The 15,199-nt window shown below is 67.2% G+C and carries 13 protein-coding genes and 1 other RNA gene; 10 read left to right on the top strand and 4 right to left on the bottom strand.

The genetic code is table 11. The annotated features are described in order from the left end of the window. The first annotated feature begins 20 nt into the window (after positions 1 to 20). Together purN and G7B69_RS10760 are read left to right on the top strand one after the other, a co-directional pair. On the top strand, positions 21 to 974 hold the full coding sequence (purN, locus tag G7B69_RS10765; protein WP_166179069.1) for a phosphoribosylglycinamide formyltransferase: 954 nt from the start codon (positions 21 to 23) through the stop codon (positions 972 to 974). Positions 975 to 1,028: 54 nt separating this feature from the next. Continuing rightward, the gene (locus G7B69_RS10760; protein WP_166179067.1) at positions 1,029 to 2,567 is read left to right on the top strand and encodes an MBL fold metallo-hydrolase; all 1,539 of its coding nucleotides are present in this window, start codon (positions 1,029 to 1,031) and stop codon (positions 2,565 to 2,567) included. A gap of 24 nt (positions 2,568 to 2,591) precedes the next feature. On the opposite strand, the gene ndk is transcribed toward G7B69_RS10760, so the two are convergent. The 3 genes from ndk to G7B69_RS10745 form a co-directional block, all read right to left on the bottom strand. Beyond that, positions 2,592 to 3,014 carry a nucleoside-diphosphate kinase gene (gene ndk / locus G7B69_RS10755; protein WP_166179065.1) on the bottom strand — a complete coding sequence of 141 codons (423 nt, stop codon included), beginning with the start codon at positions 3,012 to 3,014 and terminating at the stop codon, positions 2,592 to 2,594. A 73-nt stretch (positions 3,015 to 3,087) separates the two neighbouring features. After that, positions 3,088 to 3,525: a DNA polymerase III subunit chi gene (locus G7B69_RS10750; protein ID WP_166179063.1), complete on the bottom strand. Its 438-nt coding sequence runs from the start codon at positions 3,523 to 3,525 to the stop codon at positions 3,088 to 3,090. Between the two features lie 36 nt (positions 3,526 to 3,561). Beyond that, positions 3,562 to 5,025: a leucyl aminopeptidase gene (locus G7B69_RS10745; RefSeq protein WP_166179061.1), complete on the bottom strand. Its 1,464-nt coding sequence runs from the start codon at positions 5,023 to 5,025 to the stop codon at positions 3,562 to 3,564. 97 nt (positions 5,026 to 5,122) lie between these two features. On the opposite strand from G7B69_RS10745, the gene G7B69_RS10740 reads away from it, so the two are divergent. The 8 genes from G7B69_RS10740 (at position 5,123) to G7B69_RS10705 (ending at position 14,671) form a co-directional block, all read left to right on the top strand. Then, the gene (locus G7B69_RS10740; RefSeq protein ID WP_166179059.1) at positions 5,123 to 7,465 is read left to right on the top strand and encodes an LPS-assembly protein LptD; all 2,343 of its coding nucleotides are present in this window, start codon (positions 5,123 to 5,125) and stop codon (positions 7,463 to 7,465) included. Positions 7,466 to 7,642: 177 nt separating this feature from the next. Then, on the top strand, positions 7,643 to 8,989 hold the full coding sequence (locus G7B69_RS10735; protein WP_341479181.1) for a peptidylprolyl isomerase: 1,347 nt from the start codon (positions 7,643 to 7,645) through the stop codon (positions 8,987 to 8,989). Between the two features lies 1 nt (position 8,990). Next, positions 8,991 to 9,995, top strand: a complete 1,005-nt coding sequence (gene pdxA / locus G7B69_RS10730) for a 4-hydroxythreonine-4-phosphate dehydrogenase PdxA (RefSeq protein ID WP_166179057.1) — start codon at positions 8,991 to 8,993, stop codon at positions 9,993 to 9,995. Beyond that, positions 9,992 to 10,807 (top strand): 16S rRNA (adenine(1518)-N(6)/adenine(1519)-N(6))-dimethyltransferase RsmA, encoded by an 816-nt coding sequence (gene rsmA / locus G7B69_RS10725; RefSeq protein ID WP_243415123.1) that lies wholly within the window; start codon positions 9,992 to 9,994, stop codon positions 10,805 to 10,807. Before pdxA ends, rsmA begins: the two co-directional genes overlap by 4 nt. A 45-nt stretch (positions 10,808 to 10,852) precedes the next feature. Further along, on the top strand, positions 10,853 to 12,064 hold the full coding sequence (locus G7B69_RS10720) for a hydrolase (RefSeq protein ID WP_166179055.1): 1,212 nt from the start codon (positions 10,853 to 10,855) through the stop codon (positions 12,062 to 12,064). Continuing rightward, complete coding sequence (locus G7B69_RS10715) at positions 12,061 to 13,077, top strand: arginine N-succinyltransferase (protein WP_166179052.1); 1,017 nt, start codon at positions 12,061 to 12,063, stop codon at positions 13,075 to 13,077. The genes G7B69_RS10720 and G7B69_RS10715 overlap by 4 nt, the downstream gene beginning before the upstream one ends. Further along, positions 13,074 to 14,324 carry an N-succinylarginine dihydrolase gene (locus tag G7B69_RS10710; RefSeq protein WP_166179202.1) on the top strand — a complete coding sequence of 417 codons (1,251 nt, stop codon included), beginning with the start codon at positions 13,074 to 13,076 and terminating at the stop codon, positions 14,322 to 14,324. The genes G7B69_RS10715 and G7B69_RS10710 overlap by 4 nt, the downstream gene beginning before the upstream one ends. A gap of 107 nt (positions 14,325 to 14,431) precedes the next feature. Beyond that, positions 14,432 to 14,671 (top strand): hypothetical protein, encoded by a 240-nt coding sequence (locus tag G7B69_RS10705; protein ID WP_166179050.1) that lies wholly within the window; start codon positions 14,432 to 14,434, stop codon positions 14,669 to 14,671. A gap of 181 nt (positions 14,672 to 14,852) precedes the next feature. On the opposite strand, the gene ssrA is transcribed toward G7B69_RS10705, so the two are convergent. Next, positions 14,853 to 15,198: a transfer-messenger RNA gene (gene ssrA, locus G7B69_RS10700) on the bottom strand. Position 15,199 lies beyond the last annotated feature (1 nt).

Here is a 15,199-nt window from a genome sequence, read left to right as displayed (position 1 = left end):
TGCGGGGGAGTCGGACGCGAATGGCCGCAAAGGCGCGAGTGGCGGTAATGCTCTCCGGCAACGGGACGACGATGTCCTCGCTGCTGTTCCATTCGCGGCTGCCCGACTGCCCGTACGAGATCGTGCTGGTCGCCAGCAACGATCCCGACGCACGCGGCCTGAAGATCGCCGAGGCGGAAGGCATTCCGACGTTTGCCCAACGCCACAAGGGGCTCGAGCGCGAAGCGCACGAGGCTATCATGGACGCGGCCCTGCGCGAGGCCGGCGCCGAATATATCGCGCTGGCCGGCTACATGCGGGTGCTCACCGAGAGCTTCGTCGACAAGTGGACCGGGCGGATGCTCAACACCCACCCGTCGCTGCTGCCCAAGTTCAAGGGGCTGCACACGCATGAGCGCGCGATCGAGGCGGGCGAGACGCACGGCGGCTGCTCGGTCCACGTGGTCGTGCCCGAGCTCGATGCCGGGCCGCTGCTCGGCCAGATCGCGGTCCACATCCTGCCCGACGACACGCCCGAAACGCTCGAACGCCGCGTGCTGATGGCCGAATACCAGCTCTACCCGCGCATGCTCGCCGACTATGTCAGCCGCGAGCGCTCGCCCGAATTCCTCGTGGCGCAAGTGCGCGAGCGCGCACTGGCGCTGGAAGAGACCGACGAGGTCCTGTCGCACGGGATGCCTTCGTTCGGCATCGTGAAGGGCAAGAAGTTCGCCTACGTCAGCCTCGATCACCATGGCGACGGCATGATCGCGTTGCTGGTCAAGATCAGCGGCCCCGACGAGCAGGCGCAGCTCATGGACATGGACCCCGAGCGTTACTATCGCCCGGCCTACTTCGGCGACGGCTGGGTCAGCATCCGCCTCGACCTCGGCGACACCGACTGGGACGCGATTGCCGACTGGCTCCGGCGCAGCTGGCGCAGCGTGGCGCCGAAGCGGCTTACGGCGCTGCTCGACGCGGCGGAGGAGTTTTAGCACCGCGCCAGGCGGCGCATTGAGGCCATTTTTGCCGACCGGGGGAGGATTTCCATGAAGATTGCGGGTGCGCTGGTGCGCGTGGTGCTGCTGGTCTTGGCCCTCACGAGCGTCGAAAGCGCGGCTTGGGCCAAAGGCGAAGGTCCGGCGCGCGCGGTGCTGGAGCAGGCGGCGGACGCCATGGGCGGGCTGGAGAAGCTGCAAGGCCTGCACAACGTCGTGCTCACCGGGTTCGGCCAGCGGGTCTATTTCCAGGGCGGCGGCTTCATCACCGGCGAGGCGTACGCGCCGCCCAAGTGGCAAGCGGTAACCGACGCGCAGCGCACCTTCGACCTGCAGCACAAGCGAGCGTTGAACCAAGAGCGCCGGTCATACGAATTTCCCTTCGCGGGCCTGTTCGGGCTGGATTTCGCCCGCAACACCGCGGTGCAGACCGGCGACCTGCTGCTCGACCATCCCTTGCCCGCGCTCCTCGAAGCGCTCGACAAGCAAACCGAGCTTGGCGGGGTGTCGACGGAGGACGGAACGATCGTCGTTGAATTCACGCCCGAAGGGTCGAAGAGCCCCGCCTGGATCGGTATCGATCCGCGAACGCATCTGCCCTCGTTCACGCGCTGGACCACCGGCAGCAACAACTTGGGCGACGTCACCTACACCGCGCACTTTACCGGCTACATGCCGTTCAACGGCGTGCAGCTGCCGATGGGGCTGATGGATGAGATGGACTGGCGCCACCAGGTCAGCCTGATGTTCCAAGTCGATTCCTACCGGATCGACGTCCCCGAAAGCCAGCTGCCGCAATTTCCCAAGGCGCCTCCCGCCGCAGCGCCCAGCACCCCGCCTGCCGTACAGGTGAAGAAGGTCGCCAACGGCGTGTGGGATGTGCGCGTCGGAAGCGCGGGCAGCCCGATCGTCGAGTTTGCCGACCGGCTGGTGATGTTCGAAGCTTATGGCGACGAGACACAGGCACTGGCGCGCATCGATGCGGCCAACAAGCTGGTTCCCGGCAAGCAGGTCACGGCGGTGATCGTCACTCATCATCACTTCGACCACACCGGCGGTCTGCGGGCGGCGGTTTCACGCGGCCTGGAAGTCATTTCGCAGCGCGGCAACGAGGGGATCATCCGCGAGATGGTCACGCGCCCCGCGGTCCATTATCCCGACGCCCTGGCGAGGAATCCCCACGAACTGGTGTTCACGCCGGTCGACGACAAGCTGGTGCTCGAAGACCGGACCCGGCGCCTGGAAATCTACCGCGTCGTCGAGCACAGCCACATGCCGAACGCCGTCTTCGCCTACCTACCCAAGGAGCGGATCACGCTGGAAGGGGACTTCGGAGACGAGTCCTGGCAGCTGCACTTCTGGGGCAGCGCGCTGGCCGCGAACATCGCGCACTACAAGCTCGCTCCGCTGACCAACATCGCGGTGCACGGCTCCGGCCCGCTGTCGATCGCCCAGACGCTGGCCAACAACCAGCGCCAGATCGACGCTGCCGTGGAGTTCTGCCGCAAGACCGAACAGGGCGGCCGGTTCGCGTTCGGTTGCCCCGTTCAGTACGGCACACAAGGCCCGCTTCCACTGACACCCCGCTGAGGCCCGGCAGCGAGCCCGGCTCCGTCAGCCGACGATTTCTTCGGGCTTGAAGAAGAAGTCGATCTCGATCGCGGCGTTCTCGTCGCTGTCGGAACCGTGGACGGTGTTCGCCTCGATGCTCTCGGCCAGTTCCTTGCGGATAGTGCCGGGTTCGGCATTTTGCGGGTTGGTCGCGCCCATCACGTCGCGATTGCGCTTCACGGCATCCTCGCCCTCGAGCACCTGGACCACGACCGGGCCGCTGGTCATGAAATCGACCAGCTCGCCGAAGAAGGGCCGCTCGCGGTGCACGCCGTAGAAGCCCTCGGCCTGCTCGCGGCTCATCCAGATGCGCTTGCTGGCGACGACGCGCAGGCCGGCGTCTTCGAGCATCTTGGTGACTGCGCCGGTCAGGTTGCGGCGAGTGGCGTCGGGCTTGATGATCGAGAAGGTGCGGGTGACCGCCATCGGTATTTCCTTGCAAACGGGGGATTTGGGATTTGCGCGCGCCCCTAGCGGGCGGCGGTTTGCGAGGCAAGGCTCAAGCCTTCTTGACCCACTTGCCGTCTTCCTGCGCGAAATAGCTGCGCTGGACGTCTTCGCGGCCGTCGAACTGGCGCCACACGCCACGCGCGGCCTCGGTTCCAGCTTCTCCGAACAGCAGGAATACCCGCTCGAACTGTTCGGCTTCATCGCGCCAGACGCCGTCGGCCAGAACCGCATAGCGCGCGCCGTTCACCGGCTGGCATTCGGCGGAGAGAAGAATCGGCTGGCGCTCGGCATGGGGTGCGGCGACTTCTCCGTTGGCGAGGAAGGCTTCTGCCTTCGCTTCCCACAAGGCCCGGCTCATTGCCGCCCGTTGCTCTTCGCCCTCGGCGACAACCAGCAGCCTCTCGCCCGCCCCGCGCGTCCGTTCGCCGATGAGCGCCACGACGCGTTCCACCGGATCGCGCGACAACTGCCAGAAGTCGAGCTGCATTCCTTATCGCCCCATCGCTTGGCTGCTTGAGGGCACTTACTCTTCGACGGTGTCGCGCACGAACCGGTCGATCAGCCGCACGCCGAAGCCGGTCGCTCCCTTGTCCCAGGTGGCGCCGGCCTTGTCGGCCCAGACCATCCCGGCGATGTCGCAGTGTGCCCACGGGGTGCCGTTCTCGACGAAGCGCTGGATGAATTGCGCCGCGGTGATCGAGCCGGCGTAGCGCGGGCCGACGTTCTTGATGTCGGCGATGGGCGAGTCCAGCAGCTTGTCGTATTCGGGCGAGAGCGGGAAGCGCCACAGCTTGTCGCCGCTCGCCTTGCCAGCGGCGAGCAGGTTTTCCGCCAGGCGGTCGTTGTTCGAGAACACGCCGCCGTGCTCGTGGCCGAGCGAGATGATCATCGCGCCGGTGAGCGTGGCGAGGTCGACGATCGCCGCCGGATCGAATTCCTTCTGCACCCAGGTGATCGCGTCGCACAACACCAGCCGCCCTTCCGCGTCGGTGTTGATGACCTCGACCGTCTGGCCGCTCATGGTGGTGACGATATCGCCCGGTCGCTGGGCGTTGCCGTCGGGCATGTTCTCGACCAGGCCGCACACGCCGATGACATTGGCCTTGGCCTTGCGCCGGGCGATCGACAACATGGCACCCGCGACCGCGCCGGCGCCCCCCATGTCCCACTTCATGTCTTCCATGCCGGCCGGCTGTTTCAGCGAGATGCCGCCCGTGTCGAAAGTGACGCCTTTGCCGACGAACACCGTCGGCTTTCCGGCCTTGGCCCCGCCAAGCCACTTGAGCGCAAGCAGTCGCGCAGGCCGCGCCGACCCTTGCGAGACCCCGAGCAGCGCGCCCATGCCGAGCGCGCGCATCTCGTCTTCGTCCAGAATGGTGATCTCGACTCCGGTCCCTTCGAAGCGCGCCTTGACCCGTTCGACGAAGCTTTCGGGGTAGATCACGTTGGCCGGCTCGGCGACCAGCTCGCGGGTCAGCTCGACCCCTTCGGCGAGCGCTTCCTCGACGCGCCAAGCGGCTTCGGCGCCGTGAGGTGCGCCGAGCACGACGATCTCGCCCAGCGTGCGCTTCTGCTCGTCCTTCAGCTTGGTGCGATAGGCGTCGTGCCGCCAGGCGCGCAGGCGGGCGCCGAGCAGAACCGAAGCGACCGAGCGGGCGTCCAGCTTGCCGTCCGACGCGTCGATTGCGAGGGCCTTTTCGCCTGAAGTCAGGTAACGGGCCGAAAGCGCCGCGCCGGCCTTCTCGAGCGCGGCCGGGCGATCGTCGGCGTCGGCCTTGCCGGCCCCGACCAGCACTCGGCGGACGATCCTTCCATCCGCTTCCGCGAAACTTTCGAAGACTTGCCCGGTTTTGCCGGTGAACCGCGCCGCGGCGGCGCCTTCGGCGTCGCTCCGCGACAAATCCGCGGGCAGGCCGTCCTGGTCGACGATGCGCGCAAGGAGGCGTGGGGTGGAGGAATCGGCGGCGTCGCGGAAGGTGATCTGCATGGTCTCTCCGGTAGGTCGGTGGCCCGGCGCGGCCGGTCGGCGGCTCGGGCTTCTGGCTGGCGTTGCGCTTAGTTGCGACCGGTGCGATAGGCAAGCCATGCCCCCCGCCCGGCAGCCCGAGCTGCAAGCCCCCGCTCGTCGCTTGTTCGCCCTGCGCCGAGGCGCCGCTATCGCCGCCGTCCTGGCGCTGGCCTGGTCCGCCATGGCGGCCGCGCAGGATGGCACGGCCCCGGGCGTCGACACCCGCGAGACGCGGGCCGGCGAGCCGCTGGCCAAGCGGCCCCAGGAGGGCGCGCCCGCTCCCCCGCCGGGACCCGGCACCAACGCGCAGGGCGAGCGCCGGGTGGCGTTCGAGGCAAGCCAGGTCGACTACGACAGCGACGCCGACACCGTCACTGCCAGCGGCGACGTGGTTCTGCGCTCTGAAGACCAGTCGGTCCGCGCCGACAGCGTCAGCTGGAGCCGGGTGAGCGGCCAGATCGTCGCCACCGGCAACGTGCGGCTGGTCGACGAGGACGGCAACCAGCTCTTCACCGACCGGCTCGAACTGACCGACGAGCTCAAGGCTGGGGCGATGACCAACCTCCTGCTGGTCCTGCGCGAGGGCGGCCGTCTCGCCGCCGTGATCGGCACCCGCGACGAGGCCGGCAACGTCGTGCTCACGCGGGCCGCCTATTCCGGCTGCGAGGTCGAAACCGCTTCGGGTTGCCCGAAGACGCCCAGCTGGCGGATCACCGCCGAGCGCGTCGAATATGACCAGGCGATCAAGAAGATCCGCTTCCGCAGCGCCTGGTTCGAGCTCTTCGGAACGCGCGTGCTGCCGTTGCCGGCGCTCTCGCTGGCCGTCGGCGGACAGGCCAACTCGGGGGTCGGAATCCCAGACCTCGGCTACAGCAGGTCGAACGGTTTCGAGCTGTCGGACAGCTATTACTGGCGCATCGCCGACAATCGCGACCTGGTGCTGTCGGGCTATCTCTACTCCAAGACCGCGCCGATGGCCTCGGCGCAGTACCGCGCGCTGACCGATAACGGGGCCTACCAGATCACCGGTTACTTCACGTACGGCAAGCGCATTCCGCTCGGCTCGACCTTGCCTGTCAGCGAGAAGGACTGGCGCGGTTACTTCGATGCCAACGGCCGCTTCCAGCTCGACCCGCATTGGAGCATCACCGCCTCGGCGCGCATAGCCAGCGACCGCACGTTCCTGCGCCGATACGACGTCAGCCGCGACGACCGCCTGCGCTCAATGGTCGACGTCGAGCGGATCGACGCCGACAGCTACTTCTCGATTGCGGGGTGGGCGACGCAGGTCCTGCTGACCGACCAGAAGCAAGGGCTGGTGCCGATAGCGCTGCCCGAGATCGATTACCGCCGCCGGTTCGACGATCCGCTGCTCGGCGGCAAGCTCGAACTGCAGGTCAACTCGCTGGCTTTGACGCGAACGGCGGGGCAAGACACCCAGCGCGCGTTCGCCCGCGCGCAGTGGGACCTTCGCCGTGTCACCGCGTGGGGCCAGGAAATAACACTCACCGCGCTGGTCCGCGGCGACGTCTACCATTCGGACGAGAATGCCGCGACGGTGACTCCGCTCTATCGCGGCGATCCCGGCTGGCAGGCCCGCGGGATCGCGATCGCCGCGATCGACGCCAAATGGCCGCTGGTCGGTGGGTTGCTCGGCGGCACGCAGGTGCTGACACCGCGGGTGCAGGTCGTCGCCAGTCCGCCGATCCGCAATCTTGAGGTTCCTAACGAAGATGCGCGCTCGATCGATCTCGAGGACAGCAACCTGTTCGCGCTCAATCGCTTCCCCGGCTACGACCGGATCGAGGACGGTGTGCGAGTGACTTACGGCGCCGACTGGGAACTCGACCGCCCCGGCTGGCGCGTACGCACGACGATCGGCCAGTCCTATCGCCTCAGCGATAAGCCGGCGCTGTTTCCCGACGGCACCGGTTTACAGGGTCGCTTTTCCGACTGGGTCGGACGGACTGAAGTGCGGTTCAGGGACTTTATCAAGTTCACCCACCGTTTCCGGCTCGACAAGGACAATTTCGCCGTCCGCCGCAACGAAATCGACGCCACTGTCGGCAGCGACCGCAGTTACATCGAGGTCGGCTACTTGCGCCTCAACCGCAACATCGACCTCTCCTTCGAGGATCTTCAGGATCGCGAGGAGCTGCGTGCGGCGGGGCGGCTGGCGTTCGCCAAATACTGGTCGGTGTTCGGCTCCGCGGTGGTCAACCTGACCGACAAGAAGGAAGACCCGACCAATACCTCCGACGGATTCGATCCGTTGCGCACCCGCTTCGGCATCGCCTATTCGGATGACTGTCTCGAGTTCGGCGTCACCTGGCGGCGCGACTATGTCCGCATCGCCGACGCCCGCCTGGGCAACAACTTCCAGCTGTTCTTCTCGCTCAAGAACCTCGGGTTCCGGTGAGGCTCATGCGAGCATTTGGCAGTCGCGCGCAAACAGGCTATCGGCCCCGCGGGGATTCGACGGGCGCTCAGCTTGGGTTCAGCCGTTTTGGGCGACCGGCAGCCTGAAGATGACCGGCGCGTGCTGCGCCGCTGGAGGGATTACCACGTGACCGCATCCGTGAGGCGACTTTGGACATTGGGACGGGCGACGGCGCTGGCTGGCGTGTGCGTGCTCTCGGCCGGCCTGGCGGTCGCCCAGGAGAACAACGCGCCGCCGGACAATGCGGCAGACAGCGGCTTCAATATCCCGGCCAACGTCAAGCTCCTCGGCAAGATGGACCCGAACAGCCGCCACGCGACCGCGAAGGTGAACGGGCAGATCATCACCGGCACCGACGTCGACCAGCGCGTGGCGCTGGTGCTGTTCGCCAACAACGGCGCCAAGATCACCGATGAGGAATTGCAGGACCTGCGGCTGCGAGTGCTGCGCAACCTGATCGACGAGACGCTGGAGATCCAGGAAGCCAAGGCGCAGAAGATCGAGGTGACGAAGGACGAGGTCGAGCAGGCCTATCAACGCATCGCCACCGAGAAGTTCAAGCAAACGACGGCGGAGTTCGACAAGCAATTGCGTGCGATCGGCTCGTCGCCCGCCTCGTACAAGCGCCAGATCGAGGGCGAACTCGCGTGGAACAACCTGATCCAACGCAACGTCTCTCCCTTCATCAACGTCTCCGACGAAGAAGCGAACGAACTGTTCCAGCGGCTGCAGGCATCGCGCGGGACCGCCGAGTACCGGATCGGCGAGATATATCTTTCGTCGACGCCGGAGACCCGGCAGGCGGTCGCCCAGAACGCCGCAAAGATTGTCGACCAGATCCGCCAGGGGGGCAGCTTCCTGGCTTACGCGCGGCAGTTCTCCGAAGCTTCCACTGCGGCAGTCGGCGGCGAGCTCGGCTGGATTCGCCTCGAGCAACTGCAGAATCCGACCCTCGAAGCAGCGGTGCAGCAGCTGCAGCCCGGCCAGCTCGCCGGACCGATCGAGATTCCGGGGGGTTTCGATATCCTGGTGCTGATCGACAAGCGCCAGATCGGCATGCCCGACCCGCGCGACGCGCTGCTCAGCCTAAAGCAGGTGTCGCTCGACTTCCCCAAGGGGATCGCCGAAGCCGACGCCCGCGCGAAGGCGGCAGCGTTCGCCTCGGCCTTGCAAGATGTCCATGGATGCGGCGAAGTCGATGCCGCGGCGGCAAAGCTGGGCGCGCAAGTCGTCAGCAACGACCAGGTCCCGGTCAAAGGCCTGCCGGACCAGCTGCAGCAGACGATGCTGCAGCTCAACGTCGGCCAGGCCACTCCCCCGTTCGGCTCGCTGAACGAAGGGGTCCGGATGCTGTTCATGTGCGGCCGTGACGATCCCAAGAGCGACGCCGGCCCAAGCCGTGCGGAACTTCAGTCGCAACTCGAGGATGATCGCGTCGGCAAGCGCGCGCAGCGCTACTTGCGCGACCTGCGCCGAGACGCGGTGATCGAATACGAAGAGTAAGGTGGCGCAGGCTCCGCTCGCGGTATCGCTCGGCGATCCGGCGGGCGTCGGCCCGGAGCTGATCTGCGAAGCCTGGGTACGGCGCGAGGAAGAGCGGCTGCCGCCGTTCTTCGTCTGCGGCGGCGCGGGGCTGCTGCGGCAGGCTGCCGCATCCCGACAAATAAGTGTTCCGGTCGAGCCGGTCGCTAGCGCCGTGGAGGCGCGCACCGCCTTCGCACGGGCGCTGCCGGTGCTCGGCGAGCCCGACGGAATGTATCGACCCGGGCAACCCGACGCAGAAGGCGCGCGGCTGGCGTACGGCTCCCTTCAGTCCGCTGCCGCACTGACCCTCGGCGGCGACGCCGGCGGGATCGTCACCGGGCCGATCTCAAAGGCCTTGCTCGCCGAGGTAGGATTCGCCTTTCCAGGTCAAACCGAGTTCGTCGCCGATGCCTGCGGCATTGAGGCGGGCGACGCGGTGATGATGCTCGCTGGTCCGAGCCTGAAGACGGTACCGCTGACAGTGCATGTCGCGCTGGCCGAGGTGCCGCGTTTGCTCACGACCGAGGTAATCGTCCGCCGGGGGCGAATTGTCGCCCAGGCGCTGCGCAACGACTTCGGCATGGCCGCGCCCCGGCTGGCCGTCTGCGCGCTCAATCCCCACGCCGGCGAAAGCGGTCGGATGGGCCGCGAGGAGATCGATATCATCGCTCCCGCGATCGTGGCCCTCCGGACGGAGGGCATCGATGCGACGGGTCCTCATCCGGCCGATACGCTGTTCGCCCCGCGCAAGCGCGCGACGTACGACGTCGCCATCGCGATGTACCACGATCAAGCGCTGGTGCCGCTCAAGGCGCTCGACTTCGATCACGGCGTCAACGTCACCCTCGGCCTGCCGATCGTGCGGACTTCGCCCGACCACGGCACCGCGTTCGACATTGCCGGCAAGGGCATCGCCGACCCGGGCGCGATGATCGCGGCGATCCGCATGGCGGGCGAAATCGCGGCGCAGCGAGCGGGCGCGTGAGTCTCCCGCCGCTGCGCGAGGTCATCGCGCGCCACGGACTCAAGGCATCGAAGGCGCTCGGGCAGAACTTCCTCCTGGACGAGCAATTGCTCGATCGCATTGCCGCCATTCCCGGCGATCTCACCGGCCAGGCGGTGCTCGAAATCGGACCCGGCCCGGGCGGCCTCACGCGCGCCCTGCTGCGCGCCGGCGCGCGCGTCACCGCGATCGAGATGGACCGGCGCTGCCTGCCCGCCTTGGCCGAGCTCGGCCAGGCGTTTCCCGGCAGGCTGCGCGTGATCGAGGGTGACGCCTTGGCGCTCGACCACGACGAGGTGATGGGCGAGCCCTATGCGGTGGTCGCCAACCTGCCGTACAATGTGGGCACCGCGCTGCTCGTTCGCTGGCTGTCGGGCGAAAGGTGGCCGCCAAAGTGGACATCGCTGACGTTGATGTTCCAGCTGGAAGTGGCGCAACGGATCGTCGCGCCCGCTGGGGCAGATGCTTACGGCCGGCTCGCGGTGCTCGCCCAGTGGCGTTCGCACGCAAAGATGGCATTGAAGGTCCACCGTAGCGCCTTCACTCCGCCACCAAAGGTGATGAGCGCCGTGATCCACATCACCCCCGCAGCGATGCCTGAGGGCGTTTCGGCCCGAACGCTCGAGCGCGTCACCGAGGCCGCCTTCGGCCAGCGCCGCAAGATGCTGCGCCAGAGCGTGAAGGGGCTGCCCGGCGCGCTCGATGCCCTCGACGCGCTCGGCATCGATCCGACCCGCCGCGCCGAAACGCTGTCGGTGGAGGAGTTCGTCGCCGTCGCTCGCGCGTTGTCCTGACAGCGGGGTTGGTGCGCAGCGCAACCCCGGCTAAGCCGGTTGCAGATGAAACAGCTTGCACCTGAAGAGCGCGCACTCGCCGAGGGCAGCGACCAGACGACGATGCTGGCTCAGACCGAGCGCTGGAGCGCCATCAATAGCGGCACCGGCAACCTGTCTGGTCTTGGGCGCCAGGCGGAGGCTCTCGCCGAGGCGTTCTCCGCCCTTCCCGGTGAGCTTGAGCTGCGCCAACCGACGCCGGTCACCGCCGTCGATGCCGGCGGGCGCGAGGTCGAAAGGGCGCACGGGCAGCACCTCGTGCTCAGCGTCCGCCCTGCGGCAGGCCGACGGTTCCTGCTGACGGGACACATGGACACCGTCTATCCGGCCGACCATCCGTTCCAGTCGTCCACGTGGCGCGACGCGGATACGCTTAACGCACCCGGCGCGGCCGACATGAAGGGCGGCCTCACGGTGTTGCTCCACGCGCTGCTGGCGTTCGAAACGACGGACGCGGCGCGCAGCGTCGGCTACGACGTGCTGATCAATTCCGACGAAGAGACCGGCTCCTTGTCTTCCGCCGGGCTGATCGCCGAGCTGGCGCGGGGGAAGGCGGCGGCATTGACCTATGAGCCCTCCGCGCTGCCCGACGGCACCCTCGCTCACGCACGCGGCGGCAGCGGCAACTACAGCGCGGTCGTCACCGGCCGCTCGGCCCACGCCGGTCGCAACCCGCAGGACGGGCGCAACGCCATCGTCGCCGCGGCGGTGCTGGCGCTCGAACTCAAGGCGCTCGAGCACAAAGGACTGACCGTGAACCCGGCGATGATCGAGGGCGGCTCGGCCAACAACGTCGTGCCCGATCACGCGGTGCTGCGCTTCAATATTCGCCCCAAGACGAGCGAGGCGGCGCAGGCTTTCGAGCATGCGCTCGGCGCCTTGCTCCGTTCCGTCAGCGACGACCAGGACGTCACCATTCAACTCCATGGCGGCATTTCGCGCCCGCCCAAGCCGGTCGATAACCGAACGCAGAACCTGTTCGACCTCGTCGCCGAGACTTCCGCCGCGCTCGGCCGGCCGCTCGGCTGGCAATCGAGCGGCGGGGTGTGCGACGGCAACAACATCGCCGCTTGCGGGGTGCCCGTGGTCGATACCATGGGCGTGCGCGGCGGGGCGATCCATTCGCCCGACGAATACCTCATCGTCTCCTCCCTGGCGGAGCGCGCGGCGCTGTCGGCGCTCGTGCTTCACCGCCTTGCGACGGGAGCACTCGCATGACTTATGTCATCCGCGCCGCGTCCGGCGGCGACCTCCAGGCGCTGTATGAAATGGCCAAGAGCACCGGCGGCGGGTTCACCAACCTTCCACCGGATCGCCAGGCCCTCGCGGCCAAGCTCGAGCGATCGGCCGCCGCTTTCGCGCGCGCCGACGACGAGCTGGGCGACGACCTGTTCGTCTTCGTGCTCGAGAACGACACGACCGGCGAGGTCCGCGGCACGTGCCAGATCTTCTCGCAAGTCGGCCAGCAACTGCCGTTCTATTCGTATCGGCTCAACGCGCAGACCCAGCATTCGAAAGAGCTCGAGCGCACCGTGCGGGCCGAGCTGCTCAGCCTGTGCACCGATCTCGAGGGGTCGAGCGAAGTCGGCGGACTGTTCCTCCATCCCGGCGAACGGTCGGGCGGGCGCGGGATGCTGCTCGCCCGCAGCCGCTACCTGTTCATCGCGATGCACCGCATGCGCTTCGCCGAGCGCATCCTCGCCGAACTCCGCGGCATCATCGACGAGCGCGGCGGCTCGCCGTTCTGGGACGGCGTCGCCGGGCGCTTCTTCGGCATGACCTTCCAGGACGCCGACTATTTCAACGCCATCAACGGCAACCAGTTCATCGCCGACCTGATGCCCAAGCACCCGGTCTACGTCGCGATGCTCGACGACGACGCGCGCGAGGTGATCGGCTTGCCGCATCCGAGCGGGCGGGCAGCGATGAAGATGCTCGAGGCCGAAGGCTTCCGGCATGAGGGCTATGTCGACATCTTCGACGGCGGGCCGACGATGACCGCGCGCACCAGCGAAGTCCGCAGCATCGCCGAGGCCCGGCCCGGGCGGGTAGCCGCGACCAATCTCGACATCGGCGAGCGCGCGATCCTCGCCACCGGTCACCTGGCCAGCTTCCGGGCCTGCTACGGAATGCGCGAGCTGGGCGATGGCGGGGCTATCGCGATCGACGAGCACACCGCCCGCGCGCTCGGTGTCGGCGAAGGCGACGAGGTGTGGAGCGTCGCGCGTTGAATCTCGTCGAGATCAATTTCGACGGGATCGTCGGCCCGACGCATAATTTCGCCGGCCTGAGCCTCGGCAATCTCGCGGCGACCGCCCATGCGGGTCAGGTGTCCTATCCTCGCGCCGCCGCGCTGCAGGGCCTGGAGAAGATGCGCGCCAACCTGGCGCTCGGCCTCCCGCAAGGATTCTTCGCGCCGTTGCCGCGTCCGAACGGCACCTGGCTCGAAGCGCTCGCCGCGGACGATGGCACCGACCCGGTCCTGCTCGCCGGCGCGTGGTCGGCCAGCGCAATGTGGGCCGCCAACGCGGCCACGGTCAGCCCAGCGCCCGATACGGCCGACGGACGCTGCCACCTGACGGTCGCCAACCTGGTGACGATGCCGCACCGCGCGCACGAATGGCCCGACACGCTCACCCAGCTTCGCCTCGTCTTCGCCCACGCGAGGTACTTTGCGGTCCACGAGCCGGTCCCGCCCTGCTTCGGTGACGAGGGCGCGGCGAACCACATGCGGCTGACTTCGGCGCACGGCGAACCGGGGCTCGAGATATTCGTGTACGGCAAGGCCGGGGGCCCCTTTCCCGCTCGCCAGCACGAGCAGGCGAGCCGTATCGTCGCCCGCCGCCACGGCCTCGATCCCGAACGGGCGCTGTTTATCGAACAAAGCCCGGAGGCGATCGCCGCCGGGGCGTTCCACAACGACGTCGTCGCGGTCGCCAACGAACACTTGCTGTTGGCCCACGAGCAGGCGTTCGCCGATCCCGCGGCGGCTTACGCGGGCATCGGCGCGCGATTTCCCGAAGTCGAGATTGTTACCGTGCCCGCCTCCGCCGTGAGCCTCGCCGAAGCCATTCGCTCGTACCTGTTCAACGCGCAGCTGGTCACGCTCCCGGCGGGGGAGGTAGCGCTCGTCGTACCCACCGAGGCGTGGGAGAGCGCGCCGGTGCGCCGCTGGCTCGATTCGATGCTCGCCGGCAATGGGCCGATTCGGCGGGTGATTCCGGTCGACGTGCGCCAGTCGATGGCCAATGGCGGGGGACCCGCGTGCCTGAGATTGCGGGTGGTCGCCGACCCCGCGACGATCGATCCGCGCTTCCTGCTGACCGATGACAAGGCGCTGCGGATCGAGCGCGCGATCGCGGCCACATGGCCCGAAACTATTGATCCTCAAGAACTTGGCAGCCGGCAGCTCGCCGACCGGGTGCGCGCCGCGCGGCTGGCGCTTCTCGAGGCGCTCGATTTAGGCGAACTGGCCTGACTGTCCCCTGTCGGGGCACCTTACAAACGCTGATGCGTTAACCGCCGAAACGTGCATAAACCCGCCCTTGGCACAGACATTGCTGCCAAGTGCGTTAAGGAGTTCCGATGCTCAAGAAGGTCTCGCGGCTGTTCGTCATAAAGACGCGCTGGGAAGCGTTCCTGATCATTTACGCGCTTGCCCTGGGCGCGACCGAGCGCGGCACCCATTACCTGCGGCAATTCCCCGGTTATGGCGGCTACCTGCTGTTCCTCGCCTGCACCGGCGCCGTGTTCATGGCCGGCGCGAAGATCCTCGACTGCCTCAAGCACGAGCAGGCGGCGAAGGAAGCCAACACGACTCCATAGTCGAACGGGGCGAGATTTGGCTCAGGCCGGAGCGAGAGTAGCGGCATTCGAGAACCGGCGCGCAGCGACCATCAGGTCGTGAGCACCGGAAGCGCAGAAGGCTGCTGTCCGCAGCCCGGAATCAGCCAAACACGTGATGTTAAGGGTGGGGGATTCTGTTGCTAGGCTCCCCCGGGCCCCCGGTTTCCGATTCTGTTACCCGGTTCGGTCCGAACCGTGCTCTTAGCTTTGTAATGTCAGGCCGTTAGGCCGTCAGGTTACGCGGCGAGAGCAAGTGCTTCATTATCATTGGCACTTGTGGGTTTTGAGCCTTTAACGGGTTACTCAGCCCGGGCAAAAACAGCGCCTTTCAACACACGTCGATCCTGGTTCGGCCCCGTCAGAACCCCGGAACTGCCGGGCTTTTGGTGGAGCCGCCGGGTACTGCCCCCGGGTCCGCTGCGTCTATTACACACTGCCATTTATCGCCATATCCGGCCGAAGCCGGCGAGAAGCGATATAGGCCTTTGCGGCTTAATGTGAAGTGTA

The sequence above is a fragment of the Croceibacterium segetis genome, assembly GCF_011320115.1.
Taxonomy (GTDB): domain Bacteria; phylum Pseudomonadota; class Alphaproteobacteria; order Sphingomonadales; family Sphingomonadaceae; genus Croceibacterium_B; species Croceibacterium_B segetis.
This window is presented reverse-complemented; position numbering and strand designations above follow the sequence as displayed.

Coding starts and splice junctions, on each gene's coding strand:
- purN (WP_166179069.1), top strand. CDS start 21: ATGGCCGCAAAGGCGCGAGTGGCGGTAATGCTCTCCGGCAACGGGACG.
- G7B69_RS10760 (WP_166179067.1), top strand. CDS start 1,029: ATGAAGATTGCGGGTGCGCTGGTGCGCGTGGTGCTGCTGGTCTTGGCC.
- ndk (WP_166179065.1), bottom strand. CDS start 3,014: ATGGCGGTCACCCGCACCTTCTCGATCATCAAGCCCGACGCCACTCGC.
- G7B69_RS10750 (WP_166179063.1), bottom strand. CDS start 3,525: ATGCAGCTCGACTTCTGGCAGTTGTCGCGCGATCCGGTGGAACGCGTC.
- G7B69_RS10745 (WP_166179061.1), bottom strand. CDS start 5,025: ATGCAGATCACCTTCCGCGACGCCGCCGATTCCTCCACCCCACGCCTC.
- G7B69_RS10740 (WP_166179059.1), top strand. CDS start 5,123: ATGCCCCCCGCCCGGCAGCCCGAGCTGCAAGCCCCCGCTCGTCGCTTG.
- G7B69_RS10720 (WP_166179055.1), top strand. CDS start 10,853: ATGAAACAGCTTGCACCTGAAGAGCGCGCACTCGCCGAGGGCAGCGAC.
- G7B69_RS10715 (WP_166179052.1), top strand. CDS start 12,061: ATGACTTATGTCATCCGCGCCGCGTCCGGCGGCGACCTCCAGGCGCTG.
- G7B69_RS10705 (WP_166179050.1), top strand. CDS start 14,432: ATGCTCAAGAAGGTCTCGCGGCTGTTCGTCATAAAGACGCGCTGGGAA.